Here is a 23,797-nt window from a genome sequence, read left to right on the forward strand (position 1 = left end):
TTATTCCAGTTGATAAAATTGTGTCAAGTAGAATGTCGATCGATCGAATGACGAGGAAGGCATGAACGAAGCGAAGAAGCTGCGCCGCACGTCGGCGGGCGGCTACGCGCGCGGCGACGAAACGCGCCAGCGGATCATCGAGGCGGCGCTCGAACTGTTCGGCGAACGCGGGTTCGCGGGCGCGTCGACGCGCGAGATCGCCGCGAGGGCGGGCGTGAACGCGCCGGCGCTCCAGTACTACTTCGAGAACAAGGAAGGCGTGTACCGCGCGTGCGTCGAGACGATCGCCGAGCACGGCTGGGCGGTGTTCGCGCCGGCGGTCGGCCATGCGCGGGAGATGCTCGACACGGACGCGAGCGTCGACGAGCTGATCGATGCGTTCGTCGGGCTGCTGCGCGCGCTGTCGGACCGGATGTTCACCGCACCGAAGACGATGAACCAGCGGATGTTCTTCGCGCGCGAGCAGGGCGGCCAGGAGCCGGCGAGCGCGAGCGAAATCCTGATGAAGCGCTTGCGCAAGCCGCTCAACGACGTGAGCGCCGAGCTGATCGGCCGCATCTCCGGGCGGCCTGTCGACGATCCCGTCACGCGATTGCGCGCGCTCAGCCTGTTCGGGCAGATCACGGTGTTTCACATCGCGCAGCGTTCGGCGCTGCAGTTGCTCGAATGGGACGCATTCGAGGGCGAGCGTGCGGCGCTGGTAACCGACACGATTGCCGAGCAGACGCGCGTGCTGCTCGAGCAATGGCATGCGCAGCGCGATGCGGGTGCCGCTGCCCCGGCAACCGCTGCGAAGCGCGGGCAGCGTGCCGCGGCGAAACCACGTGCCGCGAAGCCGGGGGCGGTACCCCCCGCCGCGAAAAGCACGGCGCGCGTGAAGAAGCCTGCCGTGCGTTGAGCGCGGCCGGTCGCCGGCCCCGGGCGAGCGCGATCAGCCCGGCTTGCGCTCCGCTCCGTCGGGCGACGGCGGCCGGGCTGCCGATTCGGCGGCATTCCGCGTATCGGGGCGCGCGTCGTTCTCATCGTTGCCGGCAGGCCGCGATCCATCCGCATAGGCTACGACGCTGCGCTGCGGATTGGCGATCCGGATCTCGCGTTCGCGGAACGTTTCCGCGATCCGCCGGTTGAATTCGCGCTGCACGCTCCAGCGTGCCGAGTCCGTACATTGCATCTGCCCGGCCAGCGCGAGCGCCGCGCCATCGACCTGATCGATACCCCAGTAGCTGAAATCCGACAGGATGCCGTCGTGGTATTTCGGATCGTCGCGCAACGCGGCGCCGATTTCCTTCAGCGTCGCGATCGCGCGGTCGATGTCCTCGCCGTACGCGATGCTGACCTTGACGGCCGCGTTGCCGAGCCCGCGATTCGTGTTGTTGACGGTCGTCACCGAGCTGAACGGGATCGTGTACAGCGACCCGTCGCCGGCGCGCAGCCGCACGGTGCGGATCGACAGGTATTCGACCGTGCCCGATACGCCGGCGAGCGTGACCCAGTCGCCGACCTGCATCGCGTTTTCCATCAGCAGGAAGATCCCGGTGATGAAATCCTGCACGAGCTTCTGCGAGCCGAACCCGAGCGCGACGCCGAAGATGCTGGCGCCGGCCAGCAGCGGGCCGACGTTTACGCCGAGTTCACTGAGGCCCGTCAGCACGACGACGAGCGCGATCATCACGAACAGCAGCGAGCGCAGCATCGGCAGCAGCGTGCGCAGCCGCGCCGCGCGCACCAGGTTGCCTTCGCGCGTCCAGCGTTGCAGGCGGCGCTCGATCGCGATGTTGGCCGCTTCCCACACGACGAGCGCGACGATTGCCGCGATCGCGATCGTCACCAGCGCGGACGCGAGGCGGTGTCCGATCGTGCCCGTCTCGAACGCGCGGAAGATCGGCACGCCCCAGATCTGCAGCAGCAGTACGACGGTCACGATGCCGATCGCGCCCGACACGATCTGGCGCAGCAGCGGGTAGTAGCGGTACGCGTGCAGATGAACGAGCGTGCGGTCGTCCTCGCGGCGCTGGAACAGGCGCGCGAGCGCGCCGAACACGACGATCGACACCATTCGCATCGCGATCATCACGGCGATCGAGCGGCCCCCGAGCGCGATCAGCACGCGGTAGCCGTTGTGGACGTCGAGCGCCCACACGAACCACAGCGCCATCACGATGAAGACCGAGACGGGCGCCCACGCGTCCGCGAGCGCGTTGCCGACGACGGTGAAGGTCGGCCGATCCGCGCCGGCGGCGCGGATGCGTGCCGCCACCGGCCGGCGGCACTGCAGGATCAGTACCGAGATCATCACGTGCCCGACGAGCGCGACGGCCTTCAGCAGCGCGACATGGCCGGCTTCGGTCAGGCCGAAGTTGGCGGCGATCTCGACGGCCGCCGTGCACGCGCCGACCACGATCACGATCCGCGCGATCGAGCGTTGCGCGAAATCGGCCCATGCGTCGCTGATATGCAGCAGCCGCAACTGCCGCGCATCGGGCTGGAAGAACAGTCGGCTGACGATGGTGACGAGCCGGCAGATCACGTAGATGTCGATCAATGCTTCGAGCGCGGATTCGATCGGCGTGTCCGCTTCATCGAGCAACGACATCGTCAGGCTTGCGACGCCGACGAACACGAGCAGCGGCACCGCGCGCAGCGCGAGACTCACGAGCGCGCGCGGCATCCGGTGCAGCAGCGTGGTGTGTCGGCGTGCGTGGCCTCGGCTTTGCGAGGATGGAGGGGCGGTGTCTGCCGTGCCTGCGGTTGCGGTGTCGGGCGCGGTGGACGTATCGGGCGGCGGCGTGTTGCCCTCGTCCGACGCGGCGGAATCGGACGCCGCGCGGCGCGCGGCCACTGCAGCCAGCGCGCGTCGCAGCAGCCGCTTCGCGAGCCATTCGACGAAGAGCGCGGGCACGAGCACCGCGAGGAGGATCACGAGCGTGTGAGTGAGGTCCGCACGCTGGTCGGCGCGCACGAGCCTGTCGTGCCACCAGCTTCCCACCGACCCGATATCGAGCAGCGAGCGCAGCGATTCCTGCAGTGCATTGCCGATCTGGACGGCCCAGCGCGATCCCTGGCGAACGAGCATCGATGCGAGCCCGTTCGACGTGAGCGCCGCCGGCGCCGCGGCAGCCGATGCGCCGCTGGCAGGCGCGGCGCTTGCCGGCACGGCGGGCGTGCTCAACGCGCCGACGGCCGCGATGGCCCGCAGCGTCGTTTCGACCTGTGCGCGCTCGCGCGGGTTCTCGAGCACATTCAATGCCTGCCGCGCCTGCTGCGGCGTCAGTGCGGGCGCGGCGCCGGAGGCGGCCGACGCGGCGGCCGGAGCGGGCGCGGCCGCGTGGGCGGCCGAGACGACGGCGGCGAGCAGCCAGCCGAGGAGGAAATGTCGCATGGAGTGGGAAGGCGGTGCGTATCGTCACGCGGCCCGCCGGGCTGAACGATGGACGGAAGTTAACATGATTGCGACCGGGAGCGAATAGTTCCGTCGCCGACTATTCGGATCGGGTATGAACGGGGCTGTGCGGGCGCTGGCGGTGCATGTCCGCAAGCCATGTACCTGATACCTGATGCAGGCTGTCGCCGTCCGGCATCGGCGGGAACGTCCCGCTTTCCCGATCGCAGGGGAGCCGCCTGTAACGCGTGTCTTTCGATGCCGACTCGCGATGCGTTGCCCGGCGAGCGTTCGTGCGGCCTCGACCCACGCTCGCATCACGTCATCTGAATTTGGATTCCTGATGAATCACGCTCGCTCGTCGTGAAATACCGGCAGGACATGTTCGGCGATTTCTTCGATGACATCGCGCACGGGCCGGTCCGATCCTAGGTTCAGCGTGACATGGTGCGTACCTTCCGCACGCATGTCCCGCAGGATATCGACCAATGCGCGGCGCCCGGTTGCATAACCGAGCGGCAGCGCGGTGGCGGGCGTGTCGGGACGGGCGGCGAGGTCGAGCCGCATCGCGACGCCGAACGCGCGAAATGCCGGCGAGGCGAGCCGGTCGACCGCCGCGCGCCACATCGAATAGCGGGCGCGCTGCGTATCCGGATCGCGGTGATACGTCATCCAGCCGATCGAATGCCGTGCGATCCAGTCCACGCTCTGTCCGCCCGAGCCGACCGCAAGCATCGGCACCGCGTCGCCGCCGCGCGGCAGCAGCGTGAATTCGGGCGCATCGGGCGGCGTTTCGTCCGGCCGCACGCGCGACGGCACGCCGAGTGCGGCCGCGACGACGTCCCAGTGCGCGCGATAGCGGTCGCGCCGCGTTTCCGCGTCCACGCCGAACGCCGCATATTCGGGCGGCCGGTCGCCGGAGCCGAGCCCGAGGATGAAGCGCCCGCCCGACAGCGTGGCGACCGACAGCGCGCCTTTGGCGATATGCAGCGGATGACGCAGCGGCAGCACGATCGCGCCGCTGGCGAGTGCGATCCGGCGGGTGCGCGCCGCGAGCGCGCCGAGCAGCACCCACGGGTCGAGGTGGCCGACCGGGTCGGGATAATCCGCGCTGTTCAGCGGCACGTCGCGAATCCACAGCGCGCGAAAGCCGAGCGAATCGGCCCGCGCCGCGAGTTCGAGCTGTTCGTTGAAGTCCGCGACGACGTGGCCGCTGCGCAGGAGCGGAAGCGTGAGGCCGATCGACAGCCGCCCGGCCGAAAACACGGGATGCGCGATGTCGGGGTGGGCGGCAGCGACTGAGGTCATGGCGGTTCCTTGGAGGCGAGGCGGCGGGAACGCGCGGCGTTCCCTATGTAAAGAGACTCTAGCGTGTTTGCGCGACGGACGAGCGGGACGGCCAGCTCGCGCTATCCGGCCCGCGGGGGCGTGCCGCGCGGCGCCAAACGTAGGGCGATCTCAAGGCGATCGTAAGGTGATCGACCGCCCGGCTCGGGGGCCGCACGACGACGCCCGGCGGGCCCGGCGATACGTTTCAGTTTCGAAACGTTCGCGCTTTCTGGCGGGGTGCGATGCTTGTTCGCGGTCTTGCAGGTGCCCGCGAGGCCTTGCGGCATGAAGCATGGTGCGCTCCTTGCATGGTTGTATGTGCCGTGAGCGCGATCGCGGGCGAAGTCGATCCCGGCAATCGCTTCAGTGGGTCGGATGTATCGGAGACGGGGACAAGAGAATGAAAAAAGACCGAAACGCAACGAATCGTGTTGCAAACATGAATCGCCGACCTGCCAGGGTAGTCGCTTCGCCGTTGATGACGGCGACGTGAACAAGCGGCTTTCCGTTCCATCCGGGCAATCGGGTTCGTTCTGAACGACGGCGTGTATGCGTGACGCACGAGGCCGACCAGTGCCGATCGGCCGTCGACGATGAACCGCGAACGCAGGCGGATGGCCGCGGCCTGGATCCCGGAATCGTCATGCCATGGCGCCACGCACGTCGTCGCGCGGCGAATCCATTTGCACGCCGTGCATCGTGTCGGCGTGACGAGCCAGCCGAACAGGATCGAATCGGGAAAGCCGGTGACGCGCCGATGTGCGCGGCAGCGCGGAACACGAAGTCCGGGGAACGTCCGCCGATCGCGGTACGACGGGCGTCGCAACATTGTGCTGTCAGTTGATCCACTACCCCGATGGATCAATTGTTGAAGCGCCCGTCGCCGAGCGGCGATGGGCGTCTTTTTGCGGGTTTTTCGTGCCCCCGGCTTGCCGTGGCGGCGGCCCACCCGATCGCGCGGCGTTCTGTATCATGTGCTGGCATGCGTGGCCAGCCCGTGCGGGCGCACGGCCTGCCGGCACGACCGATCACGTTGCCAACATGAACGATAAAGCCTTGCCCGATTCCTCCCTCGCCGACTTCGATCCGGCCGCGCTCGATGCGCTGCACACGTTCGTCGAGCGTCATCCGCGCCTGCTCGTGCTGACCGGCGCGGGCATCAGCACCGATTCCGGCATTCCCGGCTACCGCGACCGCAACGGCCAATGGATGCGCTCGCCGCCGATCCAGCTCCAGGAATTCCTCGGCTCCGATGCCGCGCGGCGCCGCTACTGGGCGCGCAGCATGATCGGCTGGCCGGTCGTCGGGCGCGCGCGGCCGAACGGGTCGCATGTCGCGCTGGCGCGGCTCGGCGGCGCGGGCCGGATCGAGCGCCTCGTCACGCAGAACGTCGACGGCTTGCATCAGCGCGCGGGCAGCGACGACGTGATCGAGCTGCACGGCGGCATCAACGGCGTGACCTGCCTCGACTGCGGCGCGCATCACGCGCGCGCGACGATCCAGGCCGTGCTCGAAGCCGACAATCCGGATCTGCTGGGCGCGCAGGCCGAGCCGGCCGCGGACGGCGACGCGCATCTCGAATGGGCCGCGCTCGATACGTTCCACATCCCGGCGTGCCCCGCGTGCGGCGGGCTGCTGAAGCCGGCGGTGGTGTTCTTCGGCGAGAACGTGCCGCGCGAGCGCGTGGCGCTGGCGTCGCAGGCGCTCGACGCGGCCGACGCGCTGCTCGTCGTCGGCTCGTCGCTGATGGTGTATTCCGGCTACCGCTTCTGCGTGTGGGCGCAGGCGCAGCGCAAGCCGGTTGCCGCCCTTAATCTCGGCCATACGCGCGCTGACCCGATGCTGACGCTGAAGGTCGAGGCGCACTGCGCCCCCGCGCTCGACGCGCTCGTGGCGCGGCTGGGGCTCGGAAGCAACAGCCACACGACGGAGCATGCATCGTGACCGGCGCCGCTTCCTCGCCCGATCCGTCCGCGCGGCTGTCGGCGCCGGCGGCCGAACGCAATCGCGGGCCGATCCTCGACGTGCTGCGCCGCGTGCTGCCGGCGAGCGGCAGCGTGCTCGAAATCGCGAGCGGCACCGGGCAGCACGTCGTTCACTTCGCGCAGGCGTTGCCGGGCCTGCACTGGCAGCCGAGCGATCCCGACGCGCAGGCGCGGCGCTCGATCGCGGCGTGGATCGCGCACATGGGCCTCGCGAACGTCGCCGGGCCGCTGGCGTTCGACGTGCGCGACACGCCGTGGCCGGTCGCGACGCTCGACGCGATCGTCTGCATCAACATGATCCACATCTCGCCGTGGGCCTGTACGGAAGCGCTGTTCGCGGGCGCGTCGCGCGTGCTGAGGCCGGACGGCGTGCTGTTCCTGTACGGCCCGTACCGTCGCGAAGGCGGCCATACCGCGCCGTCGAACGCGGCCTTCGACCAGCAGTTGCGCGACCGCGACCCGTCGTGGGGCGTGCGCGATCTCGAGACGGTGGTCGCGCTCGGGCTCGATCGCGGGCTCGACTGCCGCGAGGTCGTCGAGATGCCGGCGAACAACCTGAGCGTCGTGTTCCGGCGCCTGCCGCACGCGGAGCAATGACACGCAAGCGCGCAGCGCCGCCGGGTTTCCTCTATCCTTTCGCCTGTGCGCGCGGCCCGGCTCGGGTCGTGCCCCGTTTTTTCCGGAGAATTGACTAATGGGCAAACAAGCAATCGGTGTGATCGGGCTCGCGGTGATGGGCCGCAATCTCGCACTCAATATCGAGAGCCGCGGTTACGCGGTATCGGTGTACAACCGCAGCCGCGAGAAAACCGACGAACTGATCGCCGAATTCCCCGGCCGCAATCTGGTGCCGACCTATACGCTCGAGGAGTTCGTCGCGTCCCTCGAAACGCCGCGCCGGATCCTGATGATGGTGAAGGCCGGGGAAGCGACCGATGCGACGATCGCATCGCTCAAGCCGCTGCTCGAGAAGGGCGACGTGCTGATCGACGGCGGCAACACGCACTTCACCGACACGATCCGCCGCAACCAGGAACTCGCGCAGTCGGGCCTGCATTTCATCGGCACCGGCGTGTCGGGCGGCGAAGAGGGCGCGCTGCGCGGCCCGTCGATCATGCCCGGCGGCCAGCGCGACGCGTACGACCTCGTCGAGCCGATCCTCAAGCAGATCGCCGCGAAGGCGCCGTCGGACGGCGAGCCGTGCGTCGCGTACATGGGCCCGGACGGCGCGGGCCACTACGTGAAGATGGTGCACAACGGCATCGAATACGGCGACATGCAGCTGATCGCCGAGAGCTACTCGGTGCTGAAGGACGTCGCGGGCCTGACCAACGACGAACTCGGCGCCGTGTACACCGAATGGAACCAGGGCGAGCTCGACAGCTACCTGATCGAGATCACGTCGAAGATCTTCGGGAAGAAGGACGAAGAGACCGGCAAGCACCTCGTCGACGTGATCCTCGATCGCGCCGCGCAGAAGGGCACGGGCAAGTGGACGAGCCAGAACGCGCTGGATCTCGGCGTGCCGCTGCCGCTCATCACCGAGTCGGTGTTCGCGCGCGTGCTGTCGTCGCTGAAGACCGAGCGCGTCGCGGCCAGCAAGATCCTGTCGGGCCCGGCCGCCGCGCCGTTCGACGGCGATCGTGCCGCGTTCGTCGAAGCGGTGCGCCGCGCGCTGTATCTGAGCAAGGTGATCTCGTACGCGCAGGGCTTCGCGCAGTTGCGCACGGCGTCGGAAGAATACGGCTGGAACCTCGACCTCGGGACGATCGCGAAGATCTTCCGCGCGGGCTGCATCATCCGCGCGCGCTTCCTGCAGAAGATCACCGACGCCTATGCGAAGGATCCGGCGCTCGCGAACCTGCTGCTCGATCCGTATTTCAAGGACATCGCCGCGAACTACCAGACGGCGCTGCGCGACGTCGTGGTGGCCGCGGTGAAGGCCGGCGTGCCGGTTCCCGCCTTCGCATCGGCGGTCGCGTATTTCGACAGCTATCGTTCCGAGCGGCTGCCGGCGAACCTCGTGCAGGCGCAGCGCGACTTCTTCGGCGCGCACACGTTCGAGCGCACCGACAAGCCGGGCAGCTTCCACGCGAACTGGTCGTAACCGGTTTGCGGCGGCATTGTTGCGAAAATCTATTCTTTGAATAGGGTTTTTCTATCCCGGATGCTGACATTGTTGGCTCCGGGGAAACAGTGTTTTCGCTCTTTCATGGTTTTCCCTAGGTGCTGTCGGGACTAAACTCTGTTCCATCGCTGCAGACATGGTGTGTGCGGCGGAGCAAAAAAATCCCGGAGGTAATCATGAAATCGCTGATCGCAACGTTCGCTGCTGCTGCTGTCCTCGCCGTTCCCGCCGTCTCGTTCGCCCAACAAAACGCGCCCGTCACCCGTGCCCAGGTGAAGGCCGAGCTGGTCCAGCTGCAACAGGCCGGCTACAAGCTGGGCAGCGACCGGACGAACTACCCGGAAGGCATCCAGGCTGCTGAAGCCCGCGTGAACCCGCAACAGAACGTCGCCGCGGCCGACACGACCGGCTACGGTGCGCAACCGGCCGCCGGCCAGGAATCGGGCGCGCCGGCTCCGGCCAAGACCGGCTGGCAAGTCAAGCGCGTCTCGGACGGCGCACCGGTCTACAAGGGTCGTTAATGGTACGGCCGCGCTGGCGACCGCATCCGACCCTCTGTCGTACAAAAGCCCGTCGTGCCGCTATGCGGTACGGCGGGCTTTTTCATTGGCGGCGCGCGATGCGCGGCCGTTCAGTGCAGCGGGCGCCTGCCGCGCCCGATATCGCGGAACAGCGCTTCGGCCGGTTCCAGTACCTGCAGCCACGTTTCGTCGTAACCGCTCAGCGTATCGAGCGCGTCGCGCAGCCGCTCGATCGCGAGGACCGGTAGCTCGACGCTGTGGCGCGTGGCGCCGGTCAAATGCGTGACGCTCGCCAACTGGACGAGCGCATCGGCCGCTTCGGCGACGTCGGTCGCGAACAACAGGTGCCGGTTGAGCAATTCGACCAGACCGCTGGAACCGGCGAAATCGTCGGCGTCGAGCTGCACGGAGAGAAACGTCGCGTTGTTCATTGTCATCCTCGTCGTTGTCGTTGGATTCGCGCTGCGCATCACCGAGTATAGGCGGGGATCGAAGCGGACAATATGACGGCGCCGAGACCGCGGGCAAGGGCGGCCGCGCCAGCGAAAAACCCCCAAAGCGCCCGCCGGCACGGCCCGCAGGCGACCGGCGCCCCCCGTGCGACGCCGCAAGATTGTTTCCGGGTCGGGCAACTGTCGGGGCCTTGACCGCGACAAATGGTATCTTTGCCGATCGGGACGACGCGAAAAAGGGGCCGGTGAGCTCATTCGCGTCGACGTTCCGCTGTGGAAACTGACGGCCGCGCAAGCGGTCGGATACTGATTGATCCGGCCGTTCGGCCGGACATCGTGCGTCGCGCGCCGGAGGGCGGCGGGCGGCGCAACGACGCAAATCCGGGAGGACCCTTGAGAGAAACTATTCCCATCCACGACACGCTCACGCGCTGGCTGCCGCAGGCGGCGCTCGTTGCCGCGGCCATCGCGCTGACGGGTTGCACGATGACGCCGTGGACCGACAACTGGCAGCCCGCCCGCCAGCCGGCGTCCACGTCGGCGGCGACGCCGGGCGTGATCGCCGGCTATTACCGCGTGAACCCGGGCGATACGCTGGCGGGCATCGCGAGCGCCTACGGGCAGCGCGTGCAGGACGTCGCCAGCTGGAACCACATGGCGCCCACCGATGCCGTGTCGCCCGGCCAGGTGCTGCGGGTCGCGCCGCCGCCGGCTGCGACCTCGTACGGGCAGCCGCCCGCGTCGGCCGCCCAGCCAGGCTCGCTCGCATGGCCGGCCACGGGTGTCGTCGCGACGCCGTTCTCGGCCGGCAAGACGCGCGGCGTCGTGATCGCCGCATCCGGGCCCGACCGTTCGGTGCGGGCCGCGGCGAACGGGCGCGTGGTATATGCCGGCTCCGGCGTCCAGGCGTACGGTCCGCTCGTGATCCTGAAGCACGACAACGGGCTCATCACGGCCTACGGACACAACGGCAAGCTGCTCGTCAACGAAGGCGACGCGGTGCGCCAGGGTCAGCCGGTCGCCGAAATGGGCACCGACGCGAGCGGTCGTTCGACGTTCGAGTTCGAAGTCCGCCAGAACGGCAAGGTCGTCGATCCGATGAACTTCCTGCCGCGCAACGGCCGCTGATCGCCGGCATCGCCACGTGTGCGCCGGGCGGCGCACACGTTCCTGCTTCTTTCCTCTTTTCCGCCTTCATCCTTCCTTAAGCGTCGCGCTGCCAGACTGTCTCGCATGATTCCCGAGCCAGCAAATGCCCAGCGCGAGCGCCGCCGCGCCGAGCGCGATCATCGAACACTGGATCGCGACCGGCAGGTACCCGTGCGGCCGCGGATCGACGAACGGATACGGATACCAGTTCTCCACCGCGCCGCGCACGAGCGTATAGCCGAGATAGACGACCGGAAAGCCGAGCCACGCGAACGCGCTGCGGCGCGGAATCGGCGAGCGCGGTTCGACATACAGCCAGTCGCACAGCACCACGAGCGGCACGATCCGGTGCAGCACCCAGTTGTTGAACGGCGGCGTGACGTGGCGCAGCGCATCGAGCCGCGCGAGCAGCAACTCGTAGACGATCGCGGTGATCAGCACGTACAGCACCGCCGCGCCGCGCATCGATTCGTAGCGGGCGGAGCCGGGGCGCGCGATGCGCGACAGCCCCGCGGCCAGCATCGCGGCCGCGTAGAGGCTGCTCAGTTGCGTGAAGTAGCTGAGGTAGTTGCCGAGATGAAAATCCGGCAGGCGCCAGTAGTCGGCGACGCTGTGCAGCGTGGTGGACACCGCGAGCAACGCGGCGATCAGCCGGTAGGCCGCAACGAAGAACGCCTTGCTCATGATGCCCGCGCGCCGTCGCACCAAAGCTTCATCGTGCCACAGCCGCCCGGGCGCGCGATGCGGATTTTCCATAGGGCGGCCATTGTGCGGCGCGCGTCGACGATGGATCGGATATTTGACCGCGTCGTGCAAAGCCGGACGCCCGTGCGGCTACAATCGTCACAGCTTTGCCGGGCGCAGGCCGGTGGCCCGCACCTCTCCCCGAATACGACACGAGACGAAGCATGAAAAACATCCTCGCGAAACAGACGCGCTACAGCTCGCCCGCGATCTTCTTCCACTGGGCCGTCTTCCTGCTGGTCGCGCTCGCCTATCTGGCCATCGAGATCCGCGGACCGAAGGGCAGCGACAGCCGCGCGTTCTGGATGAACGTGCATGTGACGGCCGGTACGTGCGTCCTCGTGCTGTCGGTGCTGCGCGTGCTGTGGCGCGTCGTCAGCCGCGTGCCGGAACCGGTTGCGCAGGCGGCGCTGCTGCGCTGGCTGTCGAAGCTCGCGCATTTCGCGCTTTATGCGTTCATCATCGCGCAGCCGCTGCTCGGCATCATGACGATCAACATGGGCGGCAAGCCGGTGTCGCTCGACTGGCTCGGCGTGTCGTTTACGCTGTTCGGCCCCGACAAGGCACTGCGGCCGACGATCAAGGAAGCGCACGAGCTGATCGGCAACGCGTTCTACTTCGTGATCGGCCTGCATGCGCTGGCCGCGCTCTATCATCACTTCATCCGGCGCGACGACGTGTTGCGGCGCATGGCGCCCTGATCATCCGCCGCCGGCCCGCATCGCATGGGGGGGGGCGCATGGTTGTGTTGACAACCATGCGCCCCCGGTTCGTTTACCGTCGTCCGCACTGGTCATCGCGTTGAACATTCTGTAACATCTCGGCTGTTTTTACGTTCCGCTTACGCGTCGCCGTCCATGCTGTACCGACATCGTCACCTGACTGCCTGGCTTGGCCTGCTCGCGATCTGGATCGCGATCGCGGCGCCGCTGGTGTCGCAGTGGCGTATCGCGCAGGCGGCCACGCCCGAGGCGATCGTCTGCAGTACCGAGCATGGTGCGCATCGTTCATCCGATGCGGGCGGCGTGCACGATCATGCGCTGCATCTCGACGCGTGCGGCTACTGCGCTTTCTTCGCGCATAGCCCGGCGATCGGCGCGCCTGCCGCCGCGTCGGTCGAATCCATTCCCGTCGTTTCCGTTGCCGCCGCCGCGTCGTCTGCCGTCGCGGCGCACAGCGACCGCTATCCGCGCGCCTATCCGCGCGCACCGCCCGAGCGCGCCTGACGCGTTTCTTTCCGTTCCTATCACCGCCGATATCCGTGCGGCCCGCCAAGGCCGCGTGGAGGGCGTCACTCGGGCTTTCGATCATGACCCATTCCCAGTTGCGTGCGCCGCGGGCGCCCCGCAATGCCCGTGCGCGGCCTCTGCCGCGCATGCTGAAACTTACCGTTCCCGCGCTGGCCGTCGGCGCGCTCGCCGCGAGCACCGCCGCGGCCGAAACCGTGCCTGCTGCCGGCGCGGCGACGGCCGACGCGGCCGCGCTGTTGCCGCCCGTCGAAGTCGTCGCGTCGCCGCTGTCGACGCCGCTCGTCGTCGTCACGGATCCGAAGGCGCCGCGCCAGCCGCTGCCCGCCAGCGACGGCGCCGATTACCTGAAGACGATCCCCGGCTTCACGTCGATCCGCAGCGGCGGCACGAACGGCGACCCCGTGCTGCGCGGGATGTTCGGGTCGCGGTTGAACATCCTGGCGAACGGGATACCGACGCTCGGCGCGTGCCCGAACCGGATGGATGCGCCGACGTCGTACATCGCACCGGAAAGCTATGACAAGGTCACCGTCGTGAAGGGGCCGCAGACCGTGCTGTACGGTCCGGGCGCGTCGGCCGGCACCGTGCTGTTCGAACGTGTGACACCGCGTTTCGAGCGCCCCGGCATGCGCTTCGACGGCAGCCTCGTCGGCGGGTCGTTCGGCCGCAACGACCAGAACGTCGACCTGAGCGCCGGCACGCCGGACGTCTATGGCCGCGTGACCGCGAACCACGCGCATTCGCAGGACTACCAGGACGGTAACGGCAACACCGTGCCGTCGCAGTGGGACAAGTGGAACGCCGATGCGGCGCTCGGCTGGACGCCCGACGACCATACGCGCGTCGAGCTGACCGCCGGCACCGGCGACGGCTATGCGCGCTACGCCGGCCGCGGGATGGACGGTGCGCATTTTCGCCGCGAGACGTTCGGCCTGTCGTTCGACAAGCGGCATCTTGGCGACGTGCTCGACCGGATCGAGGCGCGCGTGTACTACAACGAAGCCGATCACGTGATGGACAACTACACGTTGCGGCAGCCTGACCCGACGAGCAGCATGCCGATGCGGATGGCCGCGGACGTGCGGCGCCGCACGGTCGGCGCGCGCGCGGCCGCGACGTTCCGCTTCGGCGACGACGTCAAGCTCGTCACGGGCGTCGATGCGCAATCGAACCGGCTCGATTCGCGTTCGGCGATGGGGCGGCAGAACTACCGCGACCAGCCGTGGAATGCGCAGGCGACGATGTGGAACGCGGGCGTGTTCGGCGAGCTGACCTGGTATGCGAGCGATGTGTCGCGCGTGATCGGCGGCGCGCGCGCCGACTATGCGAGCGCACGCGACAAGCGCGCGACGACGAGCGGCATGATGAAGAGCAAGCCGAACCCGACTTTCGACGACGACCGGTCGAGGGTGCTGCCGAGCGGCTTCGTGCGCTACGAGCGCGATCTCGCGTCGCTGCCCGTCACGTGGTACGCGGGGATCGGCCATGCGGAGCGTTATCCGGACTACTGGGAACTGTTTTCCGCGACGCGCGGGCCGGCCGGCTCGGTCAACGCATTCTCGGCGGTGCAGCCGGAGAAGACCACGCAGCTCGATATCGGCGCGCAATACAAGAGCGACCGGTTCGATGCGTGGGTGTCCGCGTATGCGGGTTACGTACAGGACTTCATCCTGTTCAACTATGCAGCCGGCATGATGGGCGCGACCACGCAGGCCACGAACGTCAATGCGCAGATCATGGGCGGCGAAGCCGGCGTGTCGTGGCGGCCGGTCGCGCCGCTGCGCGTCGAGACGTCGCTCGCGTATGCGTGGGGGCGCAACGTGGCGAGCGGCGATCCGCTGCCGCAGATGCCGCCGCTCGAGGCGCGCATCGGGCTCGAATACACGCGCGGTGCATGGTCGGCGGGCGGCCTGTGGCGCATCGTTGCGCCGCAGCATCGCTATGCGCTGAACGCGGGCAACGTGGTCGGCAAGGACTTCGGCCCGAGCGCAGGATTCGGCGTGCTGTCGCTGCATACGCAGTACAACGTCAGCAAGACCGTGCAGATCTCCGTCGGCGTCGACAACGTGCTGAACAAGGCCTACACCGAGCATTTGAACCTCGCCGGCAACGCGGGCTTCGGCTATCCGGCGAATGCGCCGGTGATGGAGCCGGGGCGTACCGCGTGGGTGCGCGTGAGCGCGAAACTGTAGCGAGCCACGCGTGTGTGCGTCGCAGCATGCGCGTGCCTGGGCGCCGCACCGCCCGAACGGGCGGCGCGCGTCAACCGATTAGAGAACCGTATCTAGTCGGGGCGCAAACGTTCGCGAGTCGTGCTTCACTCCCGCATTCGACACACGCGGCGCGCGCGATGCGGCGTGCGTGTCGATCCGGTGTCATTCGCACCGGCAGCACAATAACCAGGAGAACATGCATGGCCAAATCGATGCGTTCCAGGGTAATGGCAGGGGCAGTGGCATGCGCGATGAGCGTCGCGCCGTTCGCGGGGACGACCGCATTGACGACGCTCGCGACGACGCATACGGCGATGGCGGCAACCGCACCCGCCGACGACTATGCGACGACGCGCTATCCGATCATTCTCGTGCACGGGCTGACCGGCACCGACAAGTATGCGGGCGTACTCGACTACTGGTACGGCATCCAGGAAGATCTGCAGCAGCATGGCGCGACCGTCTACGTCGCGAACGTGTCGGGCTTCCAGAGCGACGACGGCCCGAACGGGCGCGGCGAGCAGCTGCTGGCCTACGTGAAGACGGTGCTCGCCGCGACCGGCGCGACCAAGGTCAATCTCGTCGGTCACAGCCAGGGCGGGCTGACGTCGCGCTATGTCGCGGCCGTCGCGCCCGATCTCGTCGCGTCGGTGACGACGATCGGCACGCCGCATCGCGGCTCCGAGTTCGCCGACTTCGTGCAGGGCGTGCTCGCGTACGATCCGACCGGATTGTCGTCGACGGTGATCGCCGCGTTCGTCAATGTGTTCGGGATCCTGACGAGCAGCAGCCACAACACGAACCAGGACGCCCTCGCCGCACTGAAGACGCTGACGACCGCGCAGGCGGCCACCTACAACCAGAACTATCCGAGCGCGGGCCTCGGCGCGCCCGGCAGTTGCCAGACCGGCGCGCCGACGGAAACCGTCGGCGGCAACACGCATCTGCTGTATTCGTGGGCCGGCACGGCGATCCAGCCGACGCTTTCCGTGCTCGGCGTGACGGGGGCGACGGACACGAGCACCATTCCGGTCGTCGATCCGGCGAACGCGCTTGACGTGTCGACGCCCGCGCTGTACGGCACGGGCACGGTGATGATCAACCGCGGCTCGGGCCCGAACGACGGGCTCGTGTCGAAGTGCAGCGCGCTGTATGGCCAGGTGCTGAGCACGAGCTACAAGTGGAACCATGTCGACGAGATCAACCAGCTGCTCGGCGTGCGCGGCGCGTATGCGGAAGATCCGGTCGCGGTGATCCGCACGCATGCGAACCGGTTGAAGCTCGCGGGCGTGTGATCGATGGCGGCACGTGAAGGGCGCGCGCCGCTCGCGCGGCGCGCTGCGATCTATGGTGTCGTGGGGCTGGCGGCGATTGCCGGCGTCGCGATGTGGAGCGGTGCGGGATCGCATCGAGGCACGGGCGCGACGAGTGATGCGCAGGATGCGGCCGCGGTCGGAGGCGTAGCCACGGCCGCACCGCAGGCCGCCGCGCCGGCGAGGGCGGGCCTGCCGCCGTCGCTCGCCGGCTCCAGCGCGCCGCGGTTGCCGCTCGATGCAGGCGGCCATCTCGCGAAATCGCGCGCGGTGCGCGATTTCTTCGACTATTGCCTGACCGCGCGGAGCGACCTGAGCGCGGCCGCGTTCGACGCGTTCGTCGTCCGCGAAATCGCCGCGCAGCTCGACGGCACGGTCGCGCAGGCCGAGGCGCTCGACGTGTGGCACCGGTATCGCGCGTATCTCGACGCGCTCGCCAAATTGCCCGATGCCGGCGCGGTCGACAAGTCCGACCCGGGTGCGTTGCAGCTCGCGCTCGACCAGCGCGCGTCGCTTGCGTACCGCACGCTCGGCGACTGGAGCCAGCCGTTTTTCGGCGCGGAGCAGTGGCGGCAGCGCTACGACCTCGCACGATTGAAGATCGTTCAGGATCGCTCACTGACGGACGCGCAGAAGGCCGAGCGGCTCGCGGCGCTCGAGCAGCAGATGCCGGCCGACGAACGCGCGGCGCGGCAGCGGGTGGAGCGGCAGCGCGCCGCGATCGACCAGATCGCGCAATTGCAGAGGAGCGGCGCGACGCCCGACGCGATGCGCGCGCAACTGACGCAGACCCTCGGCCCCGAGGCGGCCGCACGCGTCGCGCAGATGCAGCAGGACGACGCGTCGTGGCAGAGCCGTTACGCGGACTACGCGGCGCAGCGTGCGCAGATCGAGTCGGCCGGCCTGTCGCCGCAGGATCGCGACGCGCAGATCGCCGCGCTGCGGCAGCGCGTGTTTACGAAGCCCGGCGAGGCCGTGCGCGCGGCATCGCTCGATCGTGGAGCGGGAAGCGCGCATTGATCCGCGCGCCGCCGCGCGCGGCGGGCGTCATGCCGCGCGCGAGATGTTGCGTGGCAGATGTTGCTCGATGGCACGGGCGAGCGTGTCGAACGCGGGCCGGATGCCTTCGTGCGGGACGCATGCATAGCCGAGCAGCAAACCCTGCCGCGCGGTGTCGGCATTGCTGTAGTAGCTGGTGAGCGGGCGCACGATCACGCCGGCGTCGAATGCACTCTGCGTGACCGTGCGATCGTCGCACGCATCGGGCAGGCCGAGCACCAGGTGCAGGCCGGCCTCGTCGCCCATCACGGGCAGCGCGTCGCCGAAGCGCGCGCGGATCGCGTCGATCATCAGTTGCCGGCGCTCGCCGTACAGCGTGCGCATGCGTCTGACGTGCGACGTGAGGTGGCCGTCCATGATGAATTCGGCCAGCACGGCCTGCTGCATCAGCTGGCCTTCGCGGTACAACTCCGACAGCCCCGTGCGGAAGGTGTCGACCAGATGCTCGGGCACGACCATGTAGCCCATCCGCAGCCCCGGAAACAGCATCTTGCCGAGACTGCCGACGTAGATTACGCGGCCGCCGTCGTCGAGCCCCTGCAGCGACGCGAGCGGGCGGCTGCCGTAGCGGAATTCGCTGTCGTAGTCGTCCTCGATGATCCAGCAGCGGTGCTGGCGCGCATATTCGAGCAGCATGCGGCGCCGCGCGAGGCTCATCACCATCCCGAGCGGGTACTGGTGCGACGGCGTGACGAGCACGAGCCGCGGCGGATGCTGCATGTCGCTCGCGCGCGGGTCGAGCCCTTCCTGGTCGACCGGCACCGGCGCGAGCGTGAGGCCGGCCGCCTGCAGGACGCTGCGCACGCCCCAGTAGCACGGCTCCTCGACCCACGCGCGATCGCCGATGTCGGACAGCAGCCGCACCGCGAGATCGATCGACTGATGGATGCCGGTCGTGATGATCACCTGGTCCGGCGAGCATTTGACCGAGCGCGCGACGCGCAGGTAATCGGCGAGCGCGCGCCGCAGCGGGCGGTAGCCGCCGCCCGGCGCATAGGTCAGCAGCTCCGGATTGGCCTCCTTCCACAGCCGTGCCTGCAGGCGGCTCCACGTGCGGCTCGGGAATTCCGACACGTCCGGCACGCCCGGCATGAAGGCGCCCCACTGGCGCCGCGAGACGCCCGCATGCTCGACCAATTGCCGCCCGCGCATCGACAGGCTGCCCTGCGCGTCGGGCGGCGGGAGTTCGCCGGCCGTTGACGGCGGCGCGGCGCCCGGTACGCGGATCGCGGCGGCGTCCGGCCGCGTGTCGGCCACGTAGGTGCCGCTGCCGGTGGTCGTCAGCACGTAGCCTTCGGCGGTCAACTGGTCGTACACGTGCAGCACGGTATTGCGCGCGATCGACAGGTCGCCCGCGAGCGTGCGCGAACTCGGGAGCTTCGTCCCTGGCCCCAATTCCCCGGTCAGGATGGCCTGCTGCATCAGTTGCAGCAGTTGCCGGTACATCGGCTCGGACGAGCTGCGGTCCAGACGGGCGGACAGCCAGTCGGCGAGGATCACGGTATCCAAAGTGGTCCTACTAGGAATATTGAAATGGTTCCCTAGTATAGAACCGTGCGGGCCGTATAGTGGCTCGCATCTCAAAATCAATTGGCGCGGAACCAGGGGACAGCACGATGAAGTCCGATGATGTAATCGTCAGCTTTCGCGGCGTGCGGAAGACCTACGACGGCGAGACGCTGGTCGTCAAATCGCTCGACCTCGACATCCACCGAGGGGAATTCCTGACGCTGCTCGGGCCGTCCGGCTCGGGCAAGACCACCTGCCTGATGATGCTGGCGGGCTTCGAGTTCCCGACGGGCGGCGAGATCCGCCTCGACGGCGAGCTGCTGAACAACGTGCCGCCGCACAAGCGCAACATCGGCATGGTGTTCCAGAACTACGCGCTGTTTCCGCACCTGACGGTCGAGCAGAACGTCGCGTATCCGCTGACGGTGCGCAAGCTGCCGGCCGGCGAGCGTGCGGAGCGCGTCGCGCATGCGCTGAAAATGGTGCAGATGGAGCGCTTCGCGAAACGCTATCCGGCGCAACTGTCGGGCGGCCAGCAGCAGCGCGTCGCGCTGGCGCGCGCGCTCGTGTTCGAGCCGAAGCTGGTGCTGATGGACGAGCCGCTCGGCGCGCTCGACAAGCAGTTGCGCGAACACATGCAGTACGAACTGAAGGCGCTGCACGAAAAGCTCGGCGTGACCTTCGTGTACGTGACGCACGACCAGGGCGAGGCGCTGACGATGTCCGATCGCGTCGCCGTGTTCGACAAGGGCATCGTGCAGCAGCTCGACACCGTCGACCGCCTGTACGAATCGCCGTGCAACGAATTCGTCGCGAACTTCATCGGCGACAGCAACCGGCTGCGCGGCACCATCGCGCGCGTCGACGGCGAATTCTGCGAGTTCCGGCTCGACGACGGCACGAAGCTCGTCGGCCGCCATATCGGCGAAGCCGCCGAGGGCGCGGCGGCCGTCGCGTGCATCCGCCCCGAACGCATGAGCCTCGCCAACGGCCTCGCGAACGGTCACCAGAACGGCGCCGCCGCCAACCGCGTGACCGGCGAGGCGCGCAGCCTCATCTATTTCGGCGATCACGTGCGCATGCGCTGCGCGCTGCCGGGCCAGGACGAATGCTTCGTGAAGGTGCCGCTTGGCACCGGCGCGCTCGACGCGTTCTCGCCCGGCGCACCCGTCTCGCTTGCGTTCTCGCCCGAACACCTGCGCGTGTTCGCGTGAGCATGGCTCACCCGGTTTCCCGTAGCACGTCGTCAACAACAAAGCCCACTTCCACCACGAGAGGAGAGGAACCATCATGAAACGAGCAAGCTTTACCGCGCGCCGCACGGCGCTCGCGCTGGCGCTGGTCGCGTTCGGCGCATCGGCCGCCGCTGCCGAACTCACGGTCGTCAACTTCGGCGGCGCGAACGGCGACGCGCAGAAGGTCGCGTTCAACCAGCCGTTCGAGAAGGCGACCGGCAACAAGGTCACGGCCGTCGAATACAACGGCGAGCAGGCGAAGGTGAAGGCGATGGTCGAGGCCAAGCACGTCAACTGGGACGTGGTCGAAGTCGAATCGGGCGACCTGAACCGCGGCTGCGACGAAGGGTTGTACGAGAAGCTCGACTGGTCGAAGATCGCGAAGAAATCCGACCTGATTCCGGAAGCGCCGCAGGTGTGCGGCGTCGGCTTCTTCGTATGGTCGACCGCGCTGTCGTACAACGCGGACAAGCTGAAGACCGCGCCGACCGGCTGGGCCGATTTCTGGAACGTGAAGAAATTCCCCGGCAAGCGCGGGATGCGCAAGGGCGCGCGCTACAACCTCGAATTCGCGCTGATGGCCGACGGCGTCGCGACGAAGGACGTCTACAAGGTGCTCGGCACGAAGGCCGGCCAGGATCGCGCGTTCAAGAAGCTCGACGAGCTGAAGCCGTACATCCAGTGGTGGGAAGCGGGCGCGCAGCCGCCGCAGTTCCTGGTGGCCGGCGACGTCGTGATGTCGACCGCGTACAACGGCCGCATCGACGCCGCGCAGAAGGAAGGCAAGAACCTGAAGGTCGTATGGAACGGCAGCATCTACGACCTCGACTACTGGGCGATTCCGAAGGGTTCGCCGAACAAGGCGCTCGCCGAGCAGTACATCGCGTACACGCTGACGCCGAAGCCGCAGCAGGCGTATGCACAGCATATCGCGTACGGCCCGACGAACGTCGCGGCGATCAAGTCGCTCGACGCGAAGACGCTCGCGAACCTGCCGAACTCGCCGGCCAACGGCAAGAACGCGGTACTGGAGGACATCGGCTTCTGGACCGACCACAGCGACGAGCTCGAACAGCGCTTCGCCGCGTGGGCAACGAAGTAACCGGTCGGGCATCCTGAAGGATGCCGTGATGCAACCGGCCGCGCGACGCGTCGAACCCGTCGCGCGGCCTTCCGCCGGAACGTGCCCGGCCGGAGAGAACCGTTGAATACGATCACGATCGCGCCTTCCTCGCCGTCGACCGCCGCGCTCAAGCGCGAGCTGAAGGCCGCCGAGGCGCGCAAGCGCACGATGGCGCTGCTGCTGGTCGCGCCGCTCGCGATTTTCCTGCTGCTGATCTTCGTCGTGCCGATCGGCACGCTGCTCACGCGCGCGGTGCAGAACCCGGAAATCGCGACCGCGTTGCCGAACACGGTCGCCGCGTTGTCGGGCTGGGACCGCAAGACGCCGCCGGCGGACGCCGCGTATGTCGCGCTCGCGGCCGACATGACGAAGGTGGCCGACAGCGAGGCGATGGGCGCGCTCGCACGGCGCCTGAACACCGAGATTCCCGGCTATCGCTCGCTCGTCGCGAAGACGGCGCGCGCGATGCCGTTCAAGGGCGACGGTAACGCGGGCGACGCGGCGCTGACGCCCGCGCAGGCGCGCGCGAAATTCATCGATCTCGATGCGCGCTGGGGCGAGCCCGCGTACTGGCAGGCGATCGCGAAGAACGGCAGCCAGGTGTCGCCGTTCTATCTGCTCGCCGCGCTCGACCACAAGCAGGACGGCTTCGGCCATATCGTGCAGGCCGATCCCGATCAGTCGATCTACCTCGCGATCTTCGGGCGCACGTTCGTGATCGGCATCGCCGTCACGCTGTTCGCGCTGCTGCTCGGCTATCCGCTCGCGTACTGGATCTCGACGCTGTCGGAACGGCGCGCGAACCTCGTGATGATCCTCGTGCTGATTCCGTTCTGGACGTCCGTGCTGGTGCGCGTCGCCGCATGGATCGTGCTGCTGCAGAGCGAAGGGCTCATCAACACGGCGCTGATCGGCAGCGGGCTGATCTCGCATCCGCTCACGCTGCTGTTCAACCGCGTCGGCGTGTACATCTCGATGACGCACATCCTGCTGCCGTTCATGATCCTGCCGCTCTACAGCGTGATGAAGTCGATTCCGCCGACCTACCAGCGTGCGGCCGTGTCGCTCGGCAGCCATCCGTTCGCCGCGTTCTGGCGCGTGTACGTGCCGCAGACGTATCCGGGCGTCGGCGCGGGAGCGCTGCTCGTGTTCATCCTCGCGATCGGCTACTACATCACGCCCGCGCTGCTCGGCGGGCCGAACGACCAGATGGTCAGCTACTACGTCGCGTACTTCACGAACGTGACGATCAACTGGGGCATGGCGTGTGCGCTCGGCGGGCTGCTGCTCGCGGCGACGCTCGTGCTGTATGCGGTGTACGGGCGCTTCACGCGCTCGAACGTGAGCCTCGGCTGAGCGCCGGGCACAGGAAAACGGGAAGGGGATGCCGACCATGAAACTCGCCAGGCCGCTGTTCGCGCCGCACATGTCGTTCGTCGAGCGCGCGTGGTACGTCGCGTTGCGCGTGCTCGTCGTGCTGACGCTGCTGTACCTGATCCTGCCGGTGCTCGCGATCGTGCCGCTGTCGTTCTCGTCGAGCACGTTCCTCGTGTATCCGATTCCAGGCTTTTCCACGCGCTGGTACGAGAACCTGATCGCGTCGGACGAGTGGCGGATGGCCGCGAAGAACAGCTTCATCGTCGCGCCGTCGGCGACCGTCGTCGCGACCGTGCTCGGCACGCTCGCGGCCATCGGCCTGACCAAGGCCGACTTCCGCGGCAAGGCGCTGCTGATGGCCGTGCTGCTGTCGCCGATGATCGTGCCCGTCGTCGTGGTCGGCGTCGGCATGTACCTGTTCTTCGCACCGCTCGGGCTCGCGAATACCTACACGGGGCTGATCGCCGCGCACGCGGCGCTCGGCGTGCCGTTCGTCGTGACGACGGTGGCCGCGACGCTGCAGGGCTTCAACCAGAATCTCGTGCGCGCGAGCCTGTCGCTCGGCGCGAATCCGGTGTCGACCTTCTTCCGCGTGACGCTGCCGGTGATCGCGCCGGGCGTGATGTCGGGCGCGCTGTTCGCGTTCGCGACGTCGTTCGACGAAGTGGTCGTCACGCTGTTTCTCGCGGGCGCGGACCAGACGACGCTGCCGCGCCAGATGTTCACGGGCATTCGCGAGAACATCAGCCCGACGATCGCCGCGCTCGCGACGATCCTGATCATTTTCTCGACGAGTTTGCTGCTCGCGCTCGAATGGCTGCGCGGCCGCAATGCGCGGCGTGCGGTGTCGTAAATAGCGGCGGCCGGCCGCGTGCCGTCCGGCGGGGCCGCGAGTGCGCGGGTCGTTGCGTCTGCATCGATGCCGCGCGCCCGCCGCGGCGCGCCGAATCTTTCGTTTCGCTGACTGACGAGGCGGCCGCCTGCACGTTCGATGCGGCTCTGCAACAATACGGCTCGCGGTGCCGCGCGTT

At 68.1% G+C, this 23,797-nt stretch carries 20 protein-coding genes; 15 read left to right on the forward strand and 5 right to left on the reverse strand.

Annotated elements, in window-relative coordinates; translation table 11 throughout:
* The first annotated feature begins 61 nt into the window (after window positions 1–61).
* Window positions 62–898, forward strand: a complete 837-nt coding sequence (locus CFB52_RS19680) for a CerR family C-terminal domain-containing protein (RefSeq protein WP_099317235.1) — start codon at window positions 62–64, stop codon at window positions 896–898.
* 33 nt (window positions 899–931) lie between these two features.
* On the opposite strand, the gene CFB52_RS19685 is transcribed toward CFB52_RS19680, so the two are convergent.
* On the reverse strand, window positions 932–3,379 hold the full coding sequence (locus CFB52_RS19685; RefSeq protein ID WP_099317236.1) for a mechanosensitive ion channel family protein: 2,448 nt from the start codon (window positions 3,377–3,379) through the stop codon (window positions 932–934).
* Between the two features lie 348 nt (window positions 3,380–3,727).
* Window positions 3,728–4,687 (reverse strand): LLM class oxidoreductase, encoded by a 960-nt coding sequence (locus CFB52_RS19690; protein ID WP_059582871.1) that lies wholly within the window; start codon window positions 4,685–4,687, stop codon window positions 3,728–3,730.
* 1,077 nt (window positions 4,688–5,764) lie between these two features.
* On the opposite strand from CFB52_RS19690, the gene CFB52_RS19700 reads away from it, so the two are divergent.
* The 4 genes from CFB52_RS19700 (at window position 5,765) to CFB52_RS19715 (ending at window position 9,342) form a co-directional block, all read left to right on the forward strand.
* Window positions 5,765–6,652, forward strand: coding sequence for an NAD-dependent protein deacetylase (locus CFB52_RS19700; RefSeq protein WP_257220526.1), 888 nt, complete (start codon window positions 5,765–5,767; stop codon window positions 6,650–6,652).
* Window positions 6,649–7,290, forward strand: coding sequence for a DUF938 domain-containing protein (locus CFB52_RS19705; protein ID WP_059582866.1), 642 nt, complete (start codon window positions 6,649–6,651; stop codon window positions 7,288–7,290). Before CFB52_RS19700 ends, CFB52_RS19705 begins: the two co-directional genes overlap by 4 nt.
* A 97-nt stretch (window positions 7,291–7,387) precedes the next feature.
* Window positions 7,388–8,800, forward strand: coding sequence for an NADP-dependent phosphogluconate dehydrogenase (gndA, locus tag CFB52_RS19710; RefSeq protein ID WP_027791098.1), 1,413 nt, complete (start codon window positions 7,388–7,390; stop codon window positions 8,798–8,800).
* 197 nt (window positions 8,801–8,997) lie between these two features.
* On the forward strand, window positions 8,998–9,342 hold the full coding sequence (locus CFB52_RS19715) for a DUF4148 domain-containing protein (RefSeq protein ID WP_059582861.1): 345 nt from the start codon (window positions 8,998–9,000) through the stop codon (window positions 9,340–9,342).
* A gap of 110 nt (window positions 9,343–9,452) precedes the next feature.
* On the opposite strand, the gene CFB52_RS19720 is transcribed toward CFB52_RS19715, so the two are convergent.
* Window positions 9,453–9,773, reverse strand: a complete 321-nt coding sequence (locus tag CFB52_RS19720; protein WP_011694691.1) for a hypothetical protein — start codon at window positions 9,771–9,773, stop codon at window positions 9,453–9,455.
* A gap of 414 nt (window positions 9,774–10,187) precedes the next feature.
* Between CFB52_RS19720 and CFB52_RS19725 the strand changes: the two genes are divergently transcribed.
* Complete coding sequence (locus CFB52_RS19725; RefSeq protein WP_059582858.1) at window positions 10,188–10,922, forward strand: peptidoglycan DD-metalloendopeptidase family protein; 735 nt, start codon at window positions 10,188–10,190, stop codon at window positions 10,920–10,922.
* A 66-nt stretch (window positions 10,923–10,988) separates the two neighbouring features.
* Here CFB52_RS19725 and CFB52_RS19730 read toward each other — a convergent pair whose 3' ends face one another.
* Window positions 10,989–11,627, reverse strand: coding sequence for a Pr6Pr family membrane protein (locus CFB52_RS19730; RefSeq protein WP_059583144.1), 639 nt, complete (start codon window positions 11,625–11,627; stop codon window positions 10,989–10,991).
* Between the two features lie 224 nt (window positions 11,628–11,851).
* On the opposite strand from CFB52_RS19730, the gene CFB52_RS19735 reads away from it, so the two are divergent.
* The 5 genes from CFB52_RS19735 (at window position 11,852) to CFB52_RS19760 (ending at window position 17,483) form a co-directional block, all read left to right on the forward strand.
* The gene (locus CFB52_RS19735) at window positions 11,852–12,388 is read left to right on the forward strand and encodes a cytochrome b (RefSeq protein WP_059582855.1); all 537 of its coding nucleotides are present in this window, start codon (window positions 11,852–11,854) and stop codon (window positions 12,386–12,388) included.
* Window positions 12,389–12,544: 156 nt separating this feature from the next.
* Complete coding sequence (locus CFB52_RS19740) at window positions 12,545–12,913, forward strand: DUF2946 domain-containing protein (protein ID WP_099317238.1); 369 nt, start codon at window positions 12,545–12,547, stop codon at window positions 12,911–12,913.
* Window positions 12,914–12,996: 83 nt separating this feature from the next.
* On the forward strand, window positions 12,997–15,129 hold the full coding sequence (locus tag CFB52_RS19750) for a TonB-dependent copper receptor (protein ID WP_099317239.1): 2,133 nt from the start codon (window positions 12,997–12,999) through the stop codon (window positions 15,127–15,129).
* Between the two features lie 221 nt (window positions 15,130–15,350).
* The gene (locus CFB52_RS19755; RefSeq protein WP_060311245.1) at window positions 15,351–16,445 is read left to right on the forward strand and encodes a triacylglycerol lipase; all 1,095 of its coding nucleotides are present in this window, start codon (window positions 15,351–15,353) and stop codon (window positions 16,443–16,445) included.
* 3 nt (window positions 16,446–16,448) lie between these two features.
* On the forward strand, window positions 16,449–17,483 hold the full coding sequence (locus tag CFB52_RS19760; RefSeq protein WP_099317240.1) for a lipase secretion chaperone: 1,035 nt from the start codon (window positions 16,449–16,451) through the stop codon (window positions 17,481–17,483).
* A gap of 27 nt (window positions 17,484–17,510) precedes the next feature.
* Here the strand turns inward: CFB52_RS19760 and CFB52_RS19765 are convergent, their stop codons facing one another.
* Entirely contained in the window at window positions 17,511–19,031 is a 1,521-nt protein-coding gene (locus CFB52_RS19765; RefSeq protein ID WP_059639156.1) for a PLP-dependent aminotransferase family protein, read from the reverse strand.
* 107 nt (window positions 19,032–19,138) lie between these two features.
* On the opposite strand from CFB52_RS19765, the gene CFB52_RS19770 reads away from it, so the two are divergent.
* The 4 genes from CFB52_RS19770 to CFB52_RS19785 all read left to right on the forward strand — a co-directional run bounded on the left by CFB52_RS19770 (window position 19,139) and on the right by CFB52_RS19785 (window position 23,619).
* Window positions 19,139–20,245 (forward strand): ABC transporter ATP-binding protein, encoded by a 1,107-nt coding sequence (locus CFB52_RS19770; RefSeq protein WP_099317241.1) that lies wholly within the window; start codon window positions 19,139–19,141, stop codon window positions 20,243–20,245.
* Window positions 20,246–20,321: 76 nt separating this feature from the next.
* Entirely contained in the window at window positions 20,322–21,368 is a 1,047-nt protein-coding gene (locus CFB52_RS19775) for an ABC transporter substrate-binding protein (protein WP_060967745.1), read from the forward strand.
* A gap of 102 nt (window positions 21,369–21,470) precedes the next feature.
* The gene (locus CFB52_RS19780) at window positions 21,471–22,745 is read left to right on the forward strand and encodes an ABC transporter permease (RefSeq protein ID WP_099317242.1); all 1,275 of its coding nucleotides are present in this window, start codon (window positions 21,471–21,473) and stop codon (window positions 22,743–22,745) included.
* A 37-nt stretch (window positions 22,746–22,782) separates the two neighbouring features.
* On the forward strand, window positions 22,783–23,619 hold the full coding sequence (locus tag CFB52_RS19785) for an ABC transporter permease (protein WP_059583143.1): 837 nt from the start codon (window positions 22,783–22,785) through the stop codon (window positions 23,617–23,619).
* Window positions 23,620–23,797: the final 178 nt, after the last annotated feature.

The organism is Burkholderia sp. AU18528 (assembly GCF_002223215.2).
Taxonomy (GTDB): Bacteria; Pseudomonadota; Gammaproteobacteria; order Burkholderiales; family Burkholderiaceae; genus Burkholderia; species Burkholderia semiarida.